Origin of the sequence: Actinokineospora guangxiensis (assembly GCF_042657845.1) — a bacterium.
In the GTDB taxonomy this organism is placed as follows: Bacteria; Actinomycetota; Actinomycetes; order Mycobacteriales; family Pseudonocardiaceae; genus Actinokineospora; species Actinokineospora guangxiensis.
In genome coordinates this window covers 382,364-399,492 of sequence record NZ_JBHSKF010000005.1, presented here as the reverse complement: position 1 = coordinate 399,492, position 17,129 = coordinate 382,364, and the positions used below count along the sequence as shown (strand labels likewise).

The following is a 17,129-nucleotide window of genomic DNA, read 5'->3' as shown; positions in this document are numbered from 1 at the left end:
GCAAGAACCCAGTGGAGGAGAGAACAGCAATGACCCGCATCAACAGCAAGGCCTTCTTCAGCGCCGTCCTGAAGGCCATTGCCTGCACCCGCAACAGCAACACCGACCAGGCGCAGTACGCGGTGGGCGTGCTGGAGCCCGCCTCGCGCATCCGGGCCTTCGAGGCCGAGCTGGGCGACCGCGAGTTGGCGCACCCCGAAGCCGAGCAAGTGCTCGGCTGGCTGGAGACCACGTTCGAGACCAAGGGCACCCCGGACGAGGAGCGCTCCTACTACCGGGGCCGCATCGCCGAGTTATCGGGACTGACCCTCGTGCGGGCGGGCGTCGCGGCCTGACCGAGTGACCCCCGGCGGCTCCGACCTGAGCCTGCGGAGCCGCCGGGACCTCCCTGACCATCCGAAAAGGACGCCCGAAGAGGACGCCATGCCTTCCCTTGCCTGGTACAGCCACGAGATCTGCTACTGGCACGACCCCGGAATGGGTTCCGGCTACGTGCCGGTCGGCCCCGGTGTCGAGCCGCTGCGGCAGTTCGCCGTGGACCCCGACCTGCGCCGGGCCGAGGGCCTGGTGCGCGCCACCGGCGTGATCGAGTCCTACACCCAGCTGACCCCCGAGCCCGCCACCGACGACGAGCTGCTGCTGGTGCACACCCCTGAGCACATCGAGCGGGTGGAGGCGACCTCGGCGCTGGGCGGCGGCGACGCCGGGGTGTTCGCCCACGTGAACTACCACAGCGCCCGCGCCGCGCGGCTGGCCGTCGGGGCCTGCGTGCAGGCGGCGGACGCGGTCCTGGACGGGCGCTTCGACCGCGCCTACTGCCTGGTCCGCCCGCCCGGCCACCACGCCGAGCCGGACCGGGCGATGGCGCTGTGCCTGTACAACAACCTCGCCGTCGCCGCCCGCACCGCGCAGCGCAGGGGCGCGCGCCGGGTGCTGGTGCTGGACTGGGACGTCCACCACGGCAACGGCATCCAGCGCGCCTTCTACGACGACCCGGACGTCCTCTACATCTCCATCCACCAGGACGGCCTGTTCCCGCCCGGCTCGGGCACCGTCCGCGAGACCGGGGCGGGCGCGGGCGCGGGCACGACGCTCAACATCCCGCTGCCCGCCGGGAGCGGCCACGAGGCCTACCTGGCGGCGATGCGGCGGATCGTGGGCCCCGCGGCCCGCGCGTTCGGACCGGAACTGCTGCTGGTGGCGGCGGGCCTGGACGCCAGCGGGCACGACCCGATGGGCCGGATGATGGCGACCAGCCGCACGTTCCACGCGATGACCTCCTTCCTGTGCGAGCTGGCCGAGGAGCTGACCGGCGGCAAGGTCGTCTTCGCGCACGAGGGCGGCTACTCGGCCTGGTACCAGCCGACGCTGGTGCTGGCGACCGCGTCGGCCATCGCCGGTCTGCCCGCCCCCGACGACCCGTTCCTGCACTCGCTGGAGCACCTGCCCGGCCAGCGCGTCCAGCGCCACCAGACGCGCGTGCTGGAGCACCTGGCCGCCCACCACCCGCTGCTGGCCCGAGCGGCGGTGGCGTCGTGACCTGGCTGGCCGAGATCGGCGACGCGCGCACCCGGGGGGTGCGGCCGAGGGCGCGGGTGGTGGCGGTGCCGCACGCGGGCGGCTGGCCGTCGGCGTTTCGGCCGTGGCGGCCGGAGCTGCCCGCCGACGTGGAGCTGCTGGTCGCGCAGCTGCCCGGTCGGGGCGCCCGCGGCGGTGAGCCGGTGGTGGACCGGGTGGCGCCGCTGGTGGCCGGGCTGGCCGGGGCGATCGGCGAGCTGGAGCCGCTGCCGTACGCGGTGGTGGGACACAGCTTCGGCAGTGTGATCGGCTATGAGTTGACCAAGGAGATGGAGGCGCGCGGCTTCCCGCCGGAGCTGCTCGTGGTGTCCGGCAGGCAGGCGCCGTGCCTGCCGAGCGAGCCTCCGTTCCTGCACCAGGGCAGCGACGACGAGCTGTTGGCGCACCTGGGCCGCATCGGCGGCATTCCCGCGGAACTGGCCGAGCGCGCCGACTTCGTCGCCGCCGCGCTGCGCACGATCCGCGCTGACCTGGCGGCGCTGGAGACCTACCGGCGACCGCTCGCCGGGACCCGGGTGCCGATGATCGCTCTCGGCGCACCGGACGACCCGATCGTCATGCACGAACGGATGAATCTGTGGTCGCTTGAGACAACGGGAGGTTTCACGTTCGGGTCGCTCTCCGGCGGCCACTTCTTCCTCTACCAGCAAGAGAACGCCCGGACCGTCGCGCGTGACGTCCTGGACGCGCTCGAATCCGGTTGCCGACGAAACGATCTTGTCAGCGACATATGGGACATTCCGCTCACGTCTAGCCGTCGGCCGTTCGCCGTAGCGGCTTCATCCGAAAGGGACCTTCTGTGACTACCTCCACCGAACCCACGCCGAAGGCGGGGACGCGCCAGTGGCTCGGTCTGGCGGTGTTGGCGCTACCGACGCTGCTGGTGTCGATGGATGTCAGCGTGCTGCACCTGGCCGTGCCGAGCATCAGCGCCGGACTGGGCGCCAGCGCCCAGGAAATGCTCTGGATCATCGACATCTACGGCTTCATGATCGCCGGTTTCCTGGTGACGATGGGCACACTCGGCGACCGCATCGGCAGGCGCAAGCTGCTGCTGATCGGCGGCGCGGCGTTCGCGGCGGCGTCGGTGTTCGCCGCCTACGCCAGCGACCCGACGATGCTGATCATCGCCCGCGGCCTGCTCGGTGTCGCGGGTGCGACGCTGATGCCCTCGACGCTGTCGCTGATCGTCAACATGTTCGCCGACGACCGCCAGCGCGGGTTCGCGATCGCGGTGTGGGTCACGATGTTCTCGGTGGGCACCGCGCTCGGCCCGGTGATCGGCGGCCTGGTGCTGCAGTCCTTCGAGTGGGGAGCGGTGTTCCTGCTCGCGGTGCCGATCATGGTGCTGCTGCTGGCGGTCGGCCCGGTGCTGCTGCCGGAGTACAAAGACCCCGAGGGCGGCAAGCTGGACCTGGCGAGCGTGGCACTGTCGCTGGCGGCCATCCTGCCGGTGATCTACGGCCTCAAGGGCCTGGCGACCGACGGCGGCGCGCTGCTGTCGGTGGGCGCGATCGTGCTCGGACTGGCGATCGCGGTGCTGTTCGTGCGAAGGCAGAAGTCGGTGGCCAGCCCGCTGATCGACGTCAAGCTGTTCTCCGGCAGGGCGTTCACGATCTCGGCCTCGGCGCTGCTGCTGACCATGTTCATCGCCGGTGGCACGTACCTGTTCGTCACCCAGTACCTGCAGCTGGTCGCGGGCCGCTCGCCGATGGCCGCGGGCCTGTGGCTGCTGCCCGCCGCGTTCGGCCTGATCGTCACCTCGATGCTCTCCCCCGCGCTGGCCGCGAAGTTCGGCCCGGCGAAGGTGGTCGCCGGCGGTCTGGCGCTGTCGGGCTCCGGGCACCTGATCCTGCTGCTGGTCGAGGCGGGCACGAGCGTCACGACGCTGATCGTGGCCTTCACCATCCTGTACGCAGGCGGCGGCCCAGTCGTGGCGCTGGGCACCGACCTGATCATCGGCTCGGCGCGGCCCGAGCAGGCCGGTTCGGCCTCGGCGATCTCCGAGACCAGCACCGAGCTGGGCATGGCCCTCGGCGTGGCGGCGCTGGGCAGCCTCGGCACCGCCGTCTACCGGGCGCAGGTCACCGTTCCGGAGGGCACACCCGCCGAGACGGCCACGGCTGTCGGGGACACGCTGGCCAACGGGGCCGCGGCGGTCGCGAACCTGCCCGCCGACCTGGCCGCCTCGATCCTGGCACCGGCGCAGGAGGCGTTCACCGGGGGTCTGGCCGCCATCGCCATCGTCAGCGCGGCGCTGTCCTTCGGCCTGGCCGTCCTGGTCGCCTGGGGCATCCGCTCGCAGCCGGAGCAGGCCGTCGAGACCCCCGCGGAGGAGGCGGTGCCCGCGACGACCTGAGCCGAGCACGGGCGGCGGCGTCGGCGGACCTCCCGGTCCCCCGGCGCCGCCCCGGCGCGTCCGGGGTGCGCCATTACCTGGCGGGTAATGGCTGAGCGGGATTCGCGTCCGTATCGTCAGAATGCATGACCACAGCACAGGTTCCGGTAGGCACCCTGCTGCGACAGTGGCGGGAACACCGCAGACTCAGCCAGTCAGATCTGTCGCTGCAGGCCGACATCTCGACGCGCCACCTCAGCTTCGTGGAGACCGGGCGGGCGCTGCCCAGCCGGGACATGGTGCTGCTGCTGGCCGAAAGCCTCGATCTCCCGCTGCGAGATCGCAACCGCATGCTGCTCGCCGCGGGCTTCGCCCCCATGCACGGGCAGTCCACACTGGACTCGGACCGGATGGTGCCGGTCGACGTGGCGGTGCGGCGGCTGCTGCGCGGGCACGACCCCTACCCCGCCGCGCTCGTCGACGGCGGGTGGCGGATGGTCGAGGCCAACGCGGCGCTGCGGGCGATGCTCGCGGGCATCGCGCCGCGGCTGCTGCACCCGCCCGTCAACATCCTGCGCGCCAGCCTGCACCCCGACGGGCTCGCCCCGCGCATCGTCAACCTCGCCCAGTGGCGCGAGCACGTGCTGGCCCGGCTGCGCCGCAAGATCACCCTCACCGCGGACGACGCGCTCGGCGAGCTCTACGACGAGCTGTGCTCCTACCCCGGCGACATCCCGCGGCCCACACCGCCGGGCCCCGACGAGGTGCTGGTGCCGCTGCGGCTGCGCGACCCCGACGGGGAGCTATCGTTCCTCGGCACGATCACCGGTTTCGGCGGCGCGCTGGACGTCACCGTCGCCGAACTGTCGGTGGAGGCGCTGCACCCGGCCGACGAGCACACCGCGGCGGTGCTGCGCTCACGGGCCGCCGCGTAGCCACCCGGTGACGAGGAAGTCCTCGATGGAGTCCGGCCTGCGCTCGGGCAGGGCGGACACCTCGGCCCTGGTGAACCAGCGCGCCTCGGTGATCTCCCCGCCGTCGACGCTGATCCGCTCGGACAGGGCGCTCGCGCGGAAGCCGACCATCAGCCCGGCGGGGAACGGCCACGCCTGCGACCCGAGGTAGGCCACGGCGCCGACGGCCACCCCGGTCTCCTCGGCCACCTCGCGGCGCACCGCGTCCTCCAGGCCCTCGCCGATCTCGACGAACCCGGCGAGGGTGGCGAAGCCGGTCCCGCCGCGGTGGCGGGCCAGCAGGCACCGCTCGCCGTGCTCGACCAGGACGATCACGGCGGGCTCGATGCGCGGGTAGTGCTCCTTGGCGCAGCCGGTGCAGACCCGCAGGTGCCCGCCCGCCCTCGGCTCGGCGGGCGCCCCGCACGCGCCGCAGAAGCGCTGGCCGCGGTGCCAGTGCAGCAGTCCGCGCGCGTAGGCCAGGCGGGTCGCGTCCTCGCCGGGCAGGTCGCGGTGGATCGCGCGGATGTCGGCGGTCTCGTCCGGCTCGTCGGCGAGGTCGACGGCGAACAGCGGGGCGTGGTCGCGGCCGAGGTAGACGGCGTCGCCGGTGACCGGGACCGTCACCGGGCCGCCGTCGCGCACGGCGCAGCGCCCGTCCCAGAAGGCCAGGGCCCTGGCCCCCGGCTCGGTGCGCGCGGCGTCGAACCAGGCGTCGTCGGCGGGGCGGGAGCGGTCGAGGGTGAGGCCGGTGTAGGCGATGGCGTGAGCGTCGTTGATCACTGGTCCAGCCTAGATCGCGCGGGTGCGCCAGACTGCGGTCATGACCGACCCCTCCTGTGCCGTCGCCCACGGCGCCGCGACCGAGGACACCAGCCGGGCGCTGGTCATCGTGTTCGCCTCCGCCGTCGGCGATCACCTGCTGCGCTACGCCCCCGACCTCGGCTACGACCCGGTGCTGGTCGACCCGCAGCCCGCGCGCGCGTCGGTGCGCGCGCTGGAGACGATCCCGGAGCTGGACGAGCGCGCGGCGGTGGTGCTCACCGACCACCACCGCGCCGAACTGGGCCCGCTGCTGCGCGACGCGCTGGCGACCCCGGCGGGCTGGATCGGCCTGATGGGCAACCCGCGCCATCCCGGCCCGCACCTGACGGCGCTGCGCTCCCTGGGTGTGGCCGAGCCGGAGATCGCGCGGGTGCGCAGGCCGATCGGGCTGAACATCGGCTCGCGCACGCCCGCGGAGATCGCGGTGGCGACGCTGGCGGGGCTGATCGCCGAACGCAACGGCAGGCCGGGCGGGTTCGAGTTCTAGCTACACCGACCACCATGACGGCCGTACTGGAGCCCTGACCCGCGACAGCCAGCGCCAGCTCGGCGATGACACGACGTCGTCGCCGTGTCCGTCGTGTTGCTCATCGCCGCGCCTCTCGGATGAGCTTCGCCGAGTCTTCGGGCTCAGTGCGCGCCGGGTCAGGCTATGTGCCAGGTGGGTGAGGTGGCCGACGGTAACCGGATCGGTGGCGTAGTGCACGGTCAGGCGGCTGGTTTCCACCGCCACCGATGGCGTGCCGTGCACCAGACAGAACGGGGCGACAGGCGGTAGGTCTGTCGTGCCAGGAATGACCGAAACGGTGATGGTGTCCCGTTCGGCCATCTCCACCAGGAACGTCCGCTGGTCGGCGGCGACGGTCACGCTCCCGACCCGGCGATGCAGGGCGCGTTTCGCTCGTGATCCACCGAAACCGCAACGGATCAGTACCAGTGAGCACCGCTGCCTGCCGCTGCCCCCTCACCGCGTTGTGCGCGGCATCGTCCGATTGGGTCAGGGCGGTGGCCTACATCTGGTTTTGCAGCAGGACAGGCACCAGCCATGGGTCAAAGATCGTCACGTTATCGGCGTAGGCTTCCAACCCCACCAGCAATCCCACGTTGCGTGGCCCGGGTTGGGGTTTAGGCATGCCCGGCGTACGCCGGGCGGTAGCCAGCAGTCCTTCCAGGCGCGGCAACCACTCCTCTCGCTCCAGTCGCTTGCAGATCACCTCCACGGCCGGGCGGCTGAACAGCGTCTTGCCCTGCATGGCCGCCGTCACCGCTGGCCTGGACACGCCGAAACACTCGGCAAGCGCCTGGTGGGTCACCCCGGCGGTGCCCATGAGCTGTTCCAGGTCGAAGCACAACATCCGCCGGGCCACGGCGGGCGAGAGCGCCACCCGGGGATGGGTACGGATGGTCTGCGCGGCTGTCTCGTGCATCAGGCGTTGAGCGCCAAGGCCGCCGACGCGGTGGGCAAGGCCAGCGCGTCCAACAGCCCCGGGAAGCCGATGCGCTCGTCATCCACCGCTCCGCCGCAGTCCACGAACACGGTCCCCAGCGCCCACCCTTCCCGAGTACACCGGGAGCCCAACTGTTCCTTGCACTCGGCGACACAGGTCGGGTCGTCGACCATGCTGCGCACGTAGCCGTAGACGACCGGTGCGCCGCTCATCCACCAGCCCTCGCCGCTGCCAGCTCGGCCGCCTTCTCTTCGGCCAGGTACTTCTCGGACTTCTTCAGCGCTTCAGCACCGAGCACCAAGAACCGCTCCAAGGCCACCGGGCTGTACAGCAGCTCGAAGCCGTCGGAACGGTCACCCAACAGCAGCTCCGCATTCCCGTCACCGTCAATGGAGAACTCCATCGGGCAGTAGTCATCCACCGAGACCCAAGCACCGACCTTGAGATCAACTCGCATTGCTTCCTCCCACAAAAGTTGAGCATCGGCATGGATGGCACCGGGCCCCGAAGCTGTCCGCAGAGAACCGGGGAAGACCGCGCCAGGGGCACGAGGTCAGAGGGCGCGGCCGTTCCGGATGACGCATTCGGGGGTGGGTGCCTTGCCATCTAGCCTGGTCAGAGGAGGTACAACCAGGAAGGAACGGGTGTGGCACTTCCGTTGCACTTGTGGTGCACCATCAGCGCGCGGCGTGGTTGCATGGGTGTGGAGACCTTGAAGGGCGGCGGTACGTGGCAGCGGTACGGCACTGGTCAGGGCGCGAAGCGCAGGCGCTTCGTCGCGCCCTGCGTTTGAGCGTCCGCGCCTTCGCCGACTACCTCGGTGTCGCCGTCCGCACGGTGACCAAGTGGGAATCCCTTGGCGCAGATACGGCACCACGGCCGGACAAACAGGCGATACTGGATACTGCCTTGTCCCGGGCCGACGCAGAAGCCAAACTTCGCTTTGAATTGCTACTCCTGGAGGACGGAAATACACCCTTAAAGGGGTACTACCAGAACTCCCCGCGCGAATGGGACTACGAAACTTGGACAGACGATCTTGGGCGGGCCGCCGCCTGTCTCGCACACCAGGATTTCAAGCTGGCCGCCAGCCTTGTTGACCGCTGGCTGCGACGATTCGATCCGCACAACTTGGATAGTCACGGCTTGTACCTGCATGCCCGGTCAACCTCACTACTTGGCGACTTGCAACGCGACCAAGGGGAGATTCGCGGCGCCCTGTCAGCCCGGCAGACCTACCGCAGGGCCCATCAACTGTTCCAGAGCCTGAACGTCCCCCGCCGCGCAGCGCAAACCGAGCTGTCAATGGCCGTCATTGACGAAATGAGTGGCCAGTTGCAGCTCGCCGCCACGCGGTACGAGAAACTAGCCGAAGATGAGCGGCTGAGCCCTTGTGACCGTTCCCGCGCCAGGCTCTGGATAGGCACGGCGCTGAGCAAGCGCGGTGATACCACCTACGCAATCCGGGCTATGGACGAGGCGAAGCGACAGTTCGAGGAACTGGAAGAGCCGGTTGACTGGGAAGTAGCACATCAGAAGCTCGCACTGGCCTATCGAAGCTCTGGCGACCTATCCAACGCGCTGCGGTACATCGACGTGGCTCTTTCGGCGCGCGCCATAGACTCCCCCATGCAGCGCGTCCGATTGGATACCGCTCACGCGCATATTCTGCTGTCGGACGACCAAACTTCCGACAGTGGCCTTCAACTCCTGACAAAGGCGGCGGGCATGGCTCGCGCCTACGGAATGTCCCACCAACTAGACAGTATCGAAGGTATTCGGTATGCCTTCGAGCAGGCTAGCTGACCCCTGAAAGGCGACCAGTTCATGGCGGCAGGCATTACCGAAAACCAGTTGCAGGACGCTGAACTCATCTGGGATTACCATCAGATGGGACACGAGCTGCGGCCGTGTGACGTGGCCATTGGCCTGGGTAGCCATGACCTTGGTGTTGCGACCTATGCTGCCGAGCTGTACCGAGCGGGCGTAGCTCCACTTCTCGTCTTCAGCGGCGGCAACAGCCCGACCACCGCCGAGCGCTTTCCGCGCGGTGAAGCCGTGCACTACCGAGAGCACGCCATCGCGGCCGGAGTGCCAGATAGCGCCGTCTTGGTTGAAACCGAAGCAGGTAATACAGGGCAGAACATCTCGCTCTCGCGTGCCGTACTGACCGAAGCTGGCCACGCTCCCCGTTCAGTGCTCATCGTGTCCAAGCCCTACATGGAGCGGCGCGCCTACGCCACATCCCAGAAAGTCTGGCCCGAAGTCGAGGTCGTCTGCACATCCGAGCCGCTCAAGTTCGCCGACTACGTGCGATCTATTGGTGATGAGAAGTTGGTCGTTGACATGCTGGTAGGCGACTTGCAACGGATCATCGAGTACCCCAAGCAAGGCTTCGCCGTCGAGCAGAACGTGCCAGCCAACACTCTGGCTGCCTACCACCGCCTCGTCAGCGCGGGCTTCGACAGCAGATTGATGACGTCCTGACGCCACAATCGTGCACACCAGGTCCTCTTGGACGGCAGGAAAGAAGGCCCCGCGAGGGCCTGGGCATGGACACCGACCCGACCGACGGGTAGCTTGCTAAGCGCTTGCTTAGTCCGTCGATCGGAGGAACACCGTGTCGCAGGCCCGTACCGCCATCGTCACCGGGGCAGCCCGGGGTATCGGGGCCGCGGTGGCCAAGCGGTTGGCTGCCGACGGCATGGCCGTCGCCGTGGTCGACCTCGATGAGGCCGCCTGCAAGCCCGTGGTCGAGGAGATCGAAGCGGCGGGCGGCCGGGCGCTGGCCGTCGGCGCCGACGTCGGTGACGCCGAGAAGGTGGCCGCCGCCGTCGCCCGCGTGGCCGAGGAGCTGGGCGCGCCGACCGTGCTGGTGAACAACGCGGGCGTGCTGCGCGACAACCTGATCTTCAAGATGAGCGACGACGACTGGGACACGGTCATGACCGTGCACCTGCGCGGCTCGTTCCTGATGTCGCGCGCGGTGCAGAAGCACCAGGTCGAGCAGAAGTACGGCCGAATCGTGAACCTGTCGAGCACCTCGGCGCTGGGCAACCGCGGCCAGGCCAACTACGCCACCGCCAAAGCCGGCCTGCAGGGCCTGACCAAGACGCTGGCCATCGAGCTGGGCAAATACGGGGTGACGGCGAACGCCATCGCGCCGGGGTTCATCGAGACCGAGATGACCGCGGCCACCGCCGCCCGCGTCGGCGCCGACTTCGAGGACTTCAAGGCCGCGGCGGCCCAGGCGATCCCGGTGGGCAGGGTGGGCAAGCCCGAGGACATCGCCGCCTTGGCGTCGTTCCTGTGCGGGCCGGAGTCCGGGTTCGTCTCCGGGCAGGTCATCTACGTCGCGGGCGGGCCGAGGGCCTGATGCGCGTCTTCACCGGGGTGGCGGACCTGACCGCGGCCGTGGGCGAGCACCTGGGCTTCGGCGACTGGCTGGAGATGACCCAGGAGCGCGTCCAGGAGTTCGCCGACGCGACCGGCGACCACCAGTGGATCCACCTGGACGTCGAGCGGGCGGCCACGGGCCCGTTCGGCGGGACGGTCGCGCACGGCTACCTGACGCTGTCGCTGGTGCCGATGCTCGGGCGCGGCATCTACCGCTTCGAGGGCTTCCAGGCCGGGGTGAACTACGGGCTCAACAAGGTCCGCTTCCCCACCCCGGTGAAGGTCGGGCAGCGGGTGCGGATGGGCTCGGAGCTGCTGGAGGTCGTCGAGGCCAAGTTCGGCGTGCAGGCGGTCTTCCGCCAGACCATCGAGATCGACGGCGAAGCGAAGCCGGGCTGCGTGGCCGACGCCGTCGTCCTGCTCGTCCCCTGAGCGGAGGGTCCTAAGTGGAAAGCGAAGTGACCGGAGCCGACCTGCTGGAGCGTGTCGCGGCGCTGCTGGCCGAGCACGACCCGAAGAGCACCGACCGGCTGGAGTTCCTGCGCGCCCGCTTCGACGCGGGCCTGGCGTGGGTGCACTTCCCCGAGGGCATGGGCGGGCTGGGCCTGCCGATCGCGCTGCACGGGGTGGTCGAGTCGGCGCTGGCGGAGGCGGGCGCGCCGGACAACGACCCGCGCCGCATCGGCATCGGCCTGGGCATGGCCGCGCCGACGATCCTGCGCCACGGCACCGACGAGCAGCGCGCCCGCTTCCTGCGTCCGCTGTGGACCGGCGAGGAGGTGTGGTGCCAGCTGTTCTCCGAGCCGGGCGCGGGCTCGGACCTGGCGGGTCTGGCGACGCGCGCCCGCCGCGACGGCGATGACTGGGTGGTGACGGGGCAGAAGGTGTGGACGTCCTCGGCGCACACCGCGCGCTGGGCGATCCTGGTGACCCGCACCGACCCGGACGTGCCCAAGCACCGGGGGATGACGTACTTCGTGTGCGACATGACCGCGCCGGGGGTCGACGTGCGGCCGCTGCGCCAGATCACCGGCGAGGCCGAGTTCAACGAGGTGTTCCTGACCGACGTGCGTGTCCCCGACGCCTACCGCCTGGGCGAAGTCGGCGACGGCTGGCGCGTGGCGCAGACGACGCTGATGAACGAGCGCGTCGCCATCGGCGGGCGGGCCGCGCCCCGCGAAGGCGGCATGGCGGGCGTGGTGGCGCGGACCTGGCGCGAGCATCCCGAGCTGCGCACACCGGAGCTGCACGGGCGGCTGCTGGAGCTGTGGGCGCGCGCGGAGGCGCTGCGGCTGGCCGGTCAGCGGCTGCGCGACGGTCTCGCCAAGGGGCACCCGGGGCCGGAGGGCTCGGCGCTGAAGCTGGCGTTCGCGAGGCTGTCGCAGGAACTCTCCGGCCTGGAGGTCGAGTTCCTGGGCGAGGACGGGCTGCGCTACCACGACTGGACGATGCGGCGTCCGGAGGTCGTCGACTTCACCGGCGGTGACGCCGGGTACCGCTACCTGCGCGCGAAGGGCAACTCGATCGAGGGCGGCACGTCGGAGATCCTGCGCGGGATCATCGCCGAGCGCATCCTCGGCCTGCCCGCCGAAGCCCGCGTCGACAAGGACGTGCCGTGGAAGGACCTGCCGCGATGAGCCTGCTGGACACCGAGGTCGAGACCGAGCTGCGCGCCGCGGTCGCCGAGCTGCTGGCGGACAACCCGACCACTGTGGACGGGACCGTCGGCGGGGACGTGTGGGGCTCGCTGCGGGAGATGGGGCTGACGACGCTGCCCGTGCCCGAGGAGCTGGGCGGGCAGGGCGCCGGGTGGCGCGAGGTGGCCGTCGTGGCCGAGGAGCTGGGGCGCGCGGTGACCCCGGTGCCGTTCCTCGGCGGTGTGCTGGCGACCGCGGCGCTGCTGCACCTGGCGAGCGACCCCGCGGTGGAGGTGCTGCGCTCGGGCGCGGACGCGGCGCTGGTGGTGCCGCTGTCGTCGTGGGCGGGCGGGCCGCTGCCGTCGGTGAAGGCCGACGGGACCACGCTGACCGGCACGGTGCGCAGTGTGGCGGACGCGGCGGCGGCGACGGCGTTCCTGGTGCCCGCGGACGGCTCGCTGTGGCTGGCGCGGGAGGCCGAGGTGACGCCGGTGACGTCGCTGGACGTGACCCGCCCGGTCGCCGACGTCTCCTTCGCCGGGGTCGCCGCGGTGCGCCTGGGCGACGACGGAGGCGCGGTCGCGCACGCGCTGCGGGTCGGGGCGGCGGTGTTGGCCGCCGAGCAGGTCGGGATCGCCGAGTGGTGCCTGACGACGACGGTGGCGTACCTGAAGCAGCGCTACCAGTTCGGCCGCCCGGTCGGCTCGTTCCAGGCGCTCAAGCACCGCTTGGCGGACCTGTGGCAGGAGATCGTGCTGGCCCGCGCCGCGGCGAAGGCGGCGGCGGACGCCCAGGACTGCGGTGTGGACGCCGAACTGCTGGCCTGTGTGGCGCAGTCGCTGTGTGCGGAGGTCGCGGTGCACGCGGCCGAGGAGGCGGTGCAGCTGCACGGCGGCATCGGCATGACCTGGGAGCACCCGGTGCACCTGTACCTCAAGCGCGCCAAGGCCGACAGCATCGCCCTGGGCACCCCCGGCCGCCTGCGCGCCGTCCTCGCCCCCCTCGCGGACCTGCCCGCATGACCGACCTCTGGCCCGACGTCCGCCCCGACGCCGCCCGCCGCCTGATGGCCGCCGCGGTGGCCGCCTTCGGCGAGCGCGGCTACCACGCCACCACGACCCGCGACATCGCGACGGCGGCGGGGATGAGCCCGGCGGCACTGTACGTGCACTTCCCGTCGAAGGCTGCGGTGCTCTCGGCGATCAGCCGCAGCGGCCACGAGAAGGCGCTGGCGATGGTCACCTCGGCGGCGGCCGGACCGGGCACGGCGGCGGACCGAATGCGGGTCCTGGTCGCGGAGTTCGTCGCCTGGCACGCGCGTCGCCATCAGGTGGCGCGGATCGTGCAGTACGAGCTGACGGCGCTTCCCCAGCCGGACTACGACCTGGTCGTGGATCTGCGCAGGCGCACCGACTCGGTGGTGCGGTCGCTGATCGAGGAGGGCGTGGCGTCGGGGGCATTCCGGACACCGGACCTCCGGTCGGCGTCGCGGGCGGTGCTGTCGCTGGGCATCGATGTCGCCCGCTGGTACACCCCGGACTCCAAGCCGGACCCGGAGTCCCTGGGCGCGGAGTACGCCGACCTCGTGCTGGCGATGCTGGGGGCCCGGTAGCGGCCTACGATGCCGGGATGACCGCACAGCTGGACATCGCCGTGTTCGACGCGGCGGACATCGAGCGGACAGGGGCGTTCTACGCGGCCCTGGCCGGCTGGGAAGTGGTGCGCGCGGACACCGAACGCTTCGGGGTGCGGGCGCCGAACGGGCAGGAGATCGAGTTCCAGCACGCGCCGGACCACGTACCGCCGCGGTGGCCGGGGCAGGAGCTGCCGCAGCAGTTCCACTTGGACATCCAGGTCGCCGACACCGCGGCGAGCGCGGTGCGGGCGGTCGAGCTGGGCGCGCGGCACCTGGCGGACGGGCCGAGCTGGGTCACCCTCGCCGACCCGGCCGGGCACCCGTTCGACCTGTGCCGCTCCGAGGACGCGGGCGCGGTGGCCCCGCTGTTCGCCGTCACCGTCGACAGCCCCGACGCCAGTCGCCTGGCCCGCTTCTACGCCGACCTCACCGACATGGCCCTGACCTACGACGGCCCGGAGGGCGCGCTGCTCAGCGCGGATGGCCGCAACCTGATGTTCCAGCAGATCAGCGACTACACCGCACCCCGCTGGCCCGATCCCGCCCACCCCCAACAGGCCCATCTGGACCTGCTCGTCCACGATCTCGACGCGGGCGAGGCGAGCGCGCTGGCCCTCGGCGCCACCCGGCTGCCGGGCGGCGGCGAGCGCTACCGGGTGTTCGCCGACCTGGACGGGCACCCGTTCTGCCTGGTCAGCCCGGCCTAGATCGGCATGGTGTAGCTGACCGTCGGGAACGGGGTGAAGCCCGCTGACTCGTAGAAGGCGCGGGCCGGGGCGTGGAAGTCGTCCCCGCCGGTTCCGAGGGAGACGACGTCGACGCCTTCGGCCTTCAGGGCGGTGAGGGCGTGGTCGAGCAGTGCCTTGCCGACGCCGTGCCTGCGGGCTTCGGGGAGGACGGCGATGATATCGATCTCGCCGTGGCGCTCGTCCTTCTGGAGCAGGTATCCGACGAACCCCGCTATCCGGCCCTCGACCACGGCCACCGCGGCGACCCGCCCCTCCTGCGGCTTGTGCGCCTCGGCGAGCAGCTTCGCGTAGTCGCCCCGCCAGTCCCCGTGCCGGTTGCCGAACACCGTCTCGCTCACCGTGGGCCGGAACGACTCCTCGAAGAACGGGCCGAACACCCGGCAGACGAGGTCGTGCAGCACCGGCAGGTCCTCGGGGCGCAGCGCGCGGATGTCCACCAGGTCAGCTTAGGTCCACTGTCGCGTGCATTTCCCAGACCAGGACCTCGGCGCCCTCCGGCCCGGCCGTGACGCGCTGGCCGCCCGCGGCGGTCAGGCGGGCGGCGTCGCCGGTTGCCAGGGTGTCGCCGTGTTCCAGGGCCGCCGAGCCGACGGGGACGAAGACGTGGACGAAGGGGGCGTCCGGGAGGGTGGCGGTCTCCCCCGGGGCCAGGCGGGCGGCCAGCAGGGTGGCGTGGCGCTGGCCGATGCTGATGGCCGCCTCGCGGGCCGGGTCGCCGGAGGCCACCGGGACGAAGCCGCCGCCCAGGAGGTCGGCGTCGATCTCGCGCTGCTCGTAGCCGGGGCGCGAGCCCGCTTCGTCGGGCAGGACCCACATCTGGACGAAGTGGACGGGCTCGTCGTGGGTGGGTTCGCCGGTGAGGCGCCAGGAGTCGTTCTTCTCCGAGTGCAGGATGCCGGTTCCGGCGCTCATGCGCTGGGCCAGGCCGGGGTGGATGACGCCGCTGTGGCCCTCGGAGTCCTGGTGCACCAGCGCGCCGCGCAGCACCCAGGTGACGATCTCCATGTCCCGGTGCGGGTGGGTGTCGAAGCCCGCGCCGGGGACGACGATGTCGTCGTTGTTGACCAGGAGCAGTCCGAAGTGGGTGTTGGCGGGGTCGTGGTGGTGGCCGAAGGAGAAGGAGTGCTTGGAGTCCAGCCACGGGATGCGGGTGGCGAAGCGGTCGTCGGCGCGGCGGATGTCGGTGCTCATACGACGCGCTCCCCGTACATCTCGCCCAGCGGGTCGGCGATCAGTTCGACGCGGGCGCCGTCGGGGTCGCGGAAGTAGATGGAGGTGCCGCTCTCCAGCATGTACTCCACGCCTTCGGCGTCGAGTCGGGCGCGGGCGGCGGTCCACTCCTCGGGGGTGGTGGAGATGGCGATGTGGTGCAGGCCGCCCAGGACTTCGGCGTAGGGGGCGAGGTCGAGGCCGGGGAGGTCGAAGAAGGCGAGGGCGTTGCCGTTGCCGACGTCGAAGAAGAAGTGGGTGGAGCCGGGGTAGTCGCGGTTCTCGAACATCTCGGTGAGCCGGAAGCCGAGGACGCGCTGGTAGAAGTCGACGGTCCGGCGGACGTCGCCGGAGATCAGGGCGGTGTGGTGGATGCCGCGGGCGGAGGTGGCGGAGGTGCCGCCCATCAGCTCGTCGCGGATCTGGTCGCGGGTCGCGGTCAGTGCGGCGACCTGGGCGTCGGTCAGTGCCATGGCACCACCGTACGACCAGATAGTTGACACGTCAACTCAAACGGTGTGGACCTCCACGCCCTCGGCCTGGAAGGCGGCGATGGCCTCCGGCGAGGCGGTGGCGTCGGTGATGAGCAGGTGGATGGCCGCCGTCGGGCAGATCTGGGCGAAGGCGTGCATCCCGATCTTGGAGCTGTCGGCGATGACGGCCACCCGGCGCGCGCGCTCGGCCATCAGCCGGTTGATGCTCGCCTCGCCCTCGTTGTGGGCGTAGGCGCCGTCGGCCGGGTCGACCGCGTCGACGCCGAGGAACACCAGGTCGAGGGTGATCTCGTCCAGGATGCGGGTGGCCAGCGGGCCGATCAGCTCGAAGGACTGCGGGCGGGCGACCCCGCCGGTCACCACGATCTTCACGTGCGGGCGCACGGCCAGCTCGTTGGCGATGTTGAGCGCGTTGGTGACCACGGTGAGCGCGGGCTCCTCCGAGGCGCTCAGGTCGGGCCGGATGGCCAGCGCGCGGGCGATCTCGGTGGTCGTGGTGCCGCCGTTGAGCCCGACGACGGACCCGCGCGCGACCAGCGCGGCGGCGGCCTTGCCGATGCGCTCCTTCTCCGTGGCGTGCCGGGCGGTCTTGTAGCGCAGCGGCAGGTCGTAGGCGACGTTGTTGGCGACCGCGCCGCCCCGGGTGCGGGTGAGCAGCTGCTGCTCGGCGAGGTGGTCGAGGTCGCGGCGGATGGTGGCGGCGGAGACGCCCAGCTCCTCGGCGAGGTCGTCGACGTCGACCTTGCCGCGCTGCCCCAGGATGTCCAGCAGCGTGCTCAGGCGCTCGTACCGGTCCACCGTCACCTCCACGTCATGTGCGCACGACCGTCGCGCGATCTTGCGCGTTGCTGCAAAGTATCGTCCAA

23 protein-coding genes are annotated in these 17,129 nt (G+C 71.1%); 14 read left to right on the top strand and 9 right to left on the bottom strand.

Annotation, left to right across the window (positions count from 1 at the left end; all coding sequences use genetic code 11):
• Positions 1-29 precede the first annotated feature (29 nt).
• The 5 genes from ACFPM7_RS14275 (at position 30) to ACFPM7_RS14255 (ending at position 4,851) form a co-directional block, all read left to right on the top strand.
• Positions 30-335 (top strand): hypothetical protein, encoded by a 306-nt coding sequence (locus ACFPM7_RS14275; RefSeq protein ID WP_378247942.1) that lies wholly within the window; start codon positions 30-32, stop codon positions 333-335.
• Between the two features lie 88 nt (positions 336-423).
• Positions 424-1,539: a class II histone deacetylase gene (locus ACFPM7_RS14270; protein ID WP_378247940.1), complete on the top strand. Its 1,116-nt coding sequence runs from the start codon at positions 424-426 to the stop codon at positions 1,537-1,539.
• Complete coding sequence (locus ACFPM7_RS14265) at positions 1,536-2,381, top strand: thioesterase II family protein (protein ID WP_378247938.1); 846 nt, start codon at positions 1,536-1,538, stop codon at positions 2,379-2,381. The genes ACFPM7_RS14270 and ACFPM7_RS14265 overlap by 4 nt, the downstream gene beginning before the upstream one ends.
• Entirely contained in the window at positions 2,378-3,937 is a 1,560-nt protein-coding gene (locus tag ACFPM7_RS14260) for an MFS transporter (RefSeq protein WP_378247936.1), read from the top strand. Before ACFPM7_RS14265 ends, ACFPM7_RS14260 begins: the two co-directional genes overlap by 4 nt.
• Positions 3,938-4,062: 125 nt before the next feature.
• On the top strand, positions 4,063-4,851 hold the full coding sequence (locus ACFPM7_RS14255; protein WP_378247934.1) for a helix-turn-helix domain-containing protein: 789 nt from the start codon (positions 4,063-4,065) through the stop codon (positions 4,849-4,851).
• Here ACFPM7_RS14255 and nudC read toward each other — a convergent pair.
• Positions 4,834-5,652, bottom strand: coding sequence for an NAD(+) diphosphatase (gene nudC, locus ACFPM7_RS14250; protein ID WP_378247932.1), 819 nt, complete (start codon positions 5,650-5,652; stop codon positions 4,834-4,836). The genes ACFPM7_RS14255 and nudC overlap by 18 nt on opposite strands.
• 40 nt (positions 5,653-5,692) lie before the next feature.
• Between nudC and ACFPM7_RS14245 the strand changes: the two genes are divergently transcribed.
• Entirely contained in the window at positions 5,693-6,181 is a 489-nt protein-coding gene (locus ACFPM7_RS14245; protein WP_378247930.1) for an XdhC family protein, read from the top strand.
• Here ACFPM7_RS14245 and ACFPM7_RS14240 read toward each other — a convergent pair whose 3' ends face one another.
• The 4 genes from ACFPM7_RS14240 to ACFPM7_RS14225 all read right to left on the bottom strand — a co-directional run bounded on the left by ACFPM7_RS14240 (position 6,182) and on the right by ACFPM7_RS14225 (position 7,599).
• The gene (locus ACFPM7_RS14240) at positions 6,182-6,583 is read right to left on the bottom strand and encodes a Scr1 family TA system antitoxin-like transcriptional regulator (RefSeq protein ID WP_378248014.1); all 402 of its coding nucleotides are present in this window, start codon (positions 6,581-6,583) and stop codon (positions 6,182-6,184) included.
• Positions 6,584-6,704: 121 nt separating this feature from the next.
• The gene (locus ACFPM7_RS14235) at positions 6,705-7,079 is read right to left on the bottom strand and encodes a helix-turn-helix domain-containing protein (RefSeq protein WP_378247928.1); all 375 of its coding nucleotides are present in this window, start codon (positions 7,077-7,079) and stop codon (positions 6,705-6,707) included.
• Between the two features lie 41 nt (positions 7,080-7,120).
• On the bottom strand, positions 7,121-7,354 hold the full coding sequence (locus tag ACFPM7_RS14230; RefSeq protein ID WP_378247926.1) for a hypothetical protein: 234 nt from the start codon (positions 7,352-7,354) through the stop codon (positions 7,121-7,123).
• Positions 7,351-7,599 (bottom strand): hypothetical protein, encoded by a 249-nt coding sequence (locus ACFPM7_RS14225; RefSeq protein ID WP_378247924.1) that lies wholly within the window; start codon positions 7,597-7,599, stop codon positions 7,351-7,353. The genes ACFPM7_RS14230 and ACFPM7_RS14225 overlap by 4 nt, the downstream gene beginning before the upstream one ends.
• 272 nt (positions 7,600-7,871) lie before the next feature.
• On the opposite strand from ACFPM7_RS14225, the gene ACFPM7_RS14220 reads away from it, so the two are divergent.
• The 8 genes from ACFPM7_RS14220 to ACFPM7_RS14185 all read left to right on the top strand — a co-directional run bounded on the left by ACFPM7_RS14220 (position 7,872) and on the right by ACFPM7_RS14185 (position 14,518).
• Entirely contained in the window at positions 7,872-8,948 is a 1,077-nt protein-coding gene (locus ACFPM7_RS14220; protein WP_378247922.1) for a helix-turn-helix domain-containing protein, read from the top strand.
• Between the two features lie 21 nt (positions 8,949-8,969).
• Positions 8,970-9,629 (top strand): YdcF family protein, encoded by a 660-nt coding sequence (locus tag ACFPM7_RS14215; protein ID WP_378247920.1) that lies wholly within the window; start codon positions 8,970-8,972, stop codon positions 9,627-9,629.
• A gap of 133 nt (positions 9,630-9,762) precedes the next feature.
• Complete coding sequence (fabG, locus tag ACFPM7_RS14210) at positions 9,763-10,518, top strand: 3-oxoacyl-ACP reductase FabG (RefSeq protein ID WP_378247918.1); 756 nt, start codon at positions 9,763-9,765, stop codon at positions 10,516-10,518.
• Positions 10,518-10,970, top strand: a complete 453-nt coding sequence (locus ACFPM7_RS14205; protein WP_378247916.1) for a MaoC family dehydratase — start codon at positions 10,518-10,520, stop codon at positions 10,968-10,970. The genes fabG and ACFPM7_RS14205 overlap by 1 nt, the downstream gene beginning before the upstream one ends.
• Positions 10,971-10,996: 26 nt before the next feature.
• Complete coding sequence (locus ACFPM7_RS14200; RefSeq protein ID WP_378247914.1) at positions 10,997-12,175, top strand: acyl-CoA dehydrogenase family protein; 1,179 nt, start codon at positions 10,997-10,999, stop codon at positions 12,173-12,175.
• Positions 12,172-13,197 carry an acyl-CoA dehydrogenase family protein gene (locus tag ACFPM7_RS14195; RefSeq protein ID WP_378247912.1) on the top strand — a complete coding sequence of 342 codons (1,026 nt, stop codon included), beginning with the start codon at positions 12,172-12,174 and terminating at the stop codon, positions 13,195-13,197. Before ACFPM7_RS14200 ends, ACFPM7_RS14195 begins: the two co-directional genes overlap by 4 nt.
• On the top strand, positions 13,194-13,787 hold the full coding sequence (locus tag ACFPM7_RS14190) for a TetR/AcrR family transcriptional regulator (protein ID WP_378247910.1): 594 nt from the start codon (positions 13,194-13,196) through the stop codon (positions 13,785-13,787). The genes ACFPM7_RS14195 and ACFPM7_RS14190 overlap by 4 nt, the downstream gene beginning before the upstream one ends.
• Before the next feature lie 17 nt (positions 13,788-13,804).
• A complete protein-coding gene (locus ACFPM7_RS14185) occupies positions 13,805-14,518 on the top strand; it encodes a VOC family protein (protein WP_378247908.1) in 714 nt (237 codons plus the stop codon).
• Here the strand turns inward: ACFPM7_RS14185 and ACFPM7_RS14180 are convergent.
• Genes ACFPM7_RS14180 through ACFPM7_RS14165 form a run of 4 tightly spaced genes read right to left on the bottom strand, consistent with a single transcriptional unit; the run spans position 14,515 to position 17,061 of the window.
• Positions 14,515-14,997, bottom strand: coding sequence for a GNAT family N-acetyltransferase (locus tag ACFPM7_RS14180; protein WP_378247906.1), 483 nt, complete (start codon positions 14,995-14,997; stop codon positions 14,515-14,517). The two genes, ACFPM7_RS14185 and ACFPM7_RS14180, sit on opposite strands and share 4 nt — an antisense overlap.
• Before the next feature lie 4 nt (positions 14,998-15,001).
• On the bottom strand, positions 15,002-15,751 hold the full coding sequence (locus ACFPM7_RS14175) for a pirin family protein (RefSeq protein ID WP_378247904.1): 750 nt from the start codon (positions 15,749-15,751) through the stop codon (positions 15,002-15,004).
• Positions 15,748-16,242 (bottom strand): VOC family protein, encoded by a 495-nt coding sequence (locus ACFPM7_RS14170; protein WP_378247902.1) that lies wholly within the window; start codon positions 16,240-16,242, stop codon positions 15,748-15,750. Before ACFPM7_RS14170 ends, ACFPM7_RS14175 begins: the two co-directional genes overlap by 4 nt.
• A 36-nt stretch (positions 16,243-16,278) precedes the next feature.
• Positions 16,279-17,061, bottom strand: coding sequence for a DeoR/GlpR family DNA-binding transcription regulator (locus ACFPM7_RS14165; protein ID WP_378247900.1), 783 nt, complete (start codon positions 17,059-17,061; stop codon positions 16,279-16,281).
• Between the last annotated feature and the right edge of the window lie 68 nt (positions 17,062-17,129).

Bases quoted from the DNA above. Each gene is read 5' to 3' on its own strand.
- ACFPM7_RS14275 (WP_378247942.1), top strand. From the start codon at position 30: ATGACCCGCATCAACAGCAAGGCCTTCTTCAGCGCCGTCCTGAAGGCC.
- ACFPM7_RS14270 (WP_378247940.1), top strand. From the start codon at position 424: ATGCCTTCCCTTGCCTGGTACAGCCACGAGATCTGCTACTGGCACGAC.
- ACFPM7_RS14255 (WP_378247934.1), top strand. From the start codon at position 4,063: ATGACCACAGCACAGGTTCCGGTAGGCACCCTGCTGCGACAGTGGCGG.
- ACFPM7_RS14245 (WP_378247930.1), top strand. From the start codon at position 5,693: ATGACCGACCCCTCCTGTGCCGTCGCCCACGGCGCCGCGACCGAGGAC.
- ACFPM7_RS14230 (WP_378247926.1), bottom strand. From the start codon at position 7,354: ATGAGCGGCGCACCGGTCGTCTACGGCTACGTGCGCAGCATGGTCGAC.
- ACFPM7_RS14225 (WP_378247924.1), bottom strand. From the start codon at position 7,599: ATGCGAGTTGATCTCAAGGTCGGTGCTTGGGTCTCGGTGGATGACTAC.
- ACFPM7_RS14215 (WP_378247920.1), top strand. From the start codon at position 8,970: ATGGCGGCAGGCATTACCGAAAACCAGTTGCAGGACGCTGAACTCATC.
- ACFPM7_RS14205 (WP_378247916.1), top strand. From the start codon at position 10,518: ATGCGCGTCTTCACCGGGGTGGCGGACCTGACCGCGGCCGTGGGCGAG.
- ACFPM7_RS14195 (WP_378247912.1), top strand. From the start codon at position 12,172: ATGAGCCTGCTGGACACCGAGGTCGAGACCGAGCTGCGCGCCGCGGTC.
- ACFPM7_RS14190 (WP_378247910.1), top strand. From the start codon at position 13,194: ATGACCGACCTCTGGCCCGACGTCCGCCCCGACGCCGCCCGCCGCCTG.
- ACFPM7_RS14185 (WP_378247908.1), top strand. From the start codon at position 13,805: ATGACCGCACAGCTGGACATCGCCGTGTTCGACGCGGCGGACATCGAG.
- ACFPM7_RS14175 (WP_378247904.1), bottom strand. From the start codon at position 15,751: ATGAGCACCGACATCCGCCGCGCCGACGACCGCTTCGCCACCCGCATC.
- ACFPM7_RS14170 (WP_378247902.1), bottom strand. From the start codon at position 16,242: ATGGCACTGACCGACGCCCAGGTCGCCGCACTGACCGCGACCCGCGAC.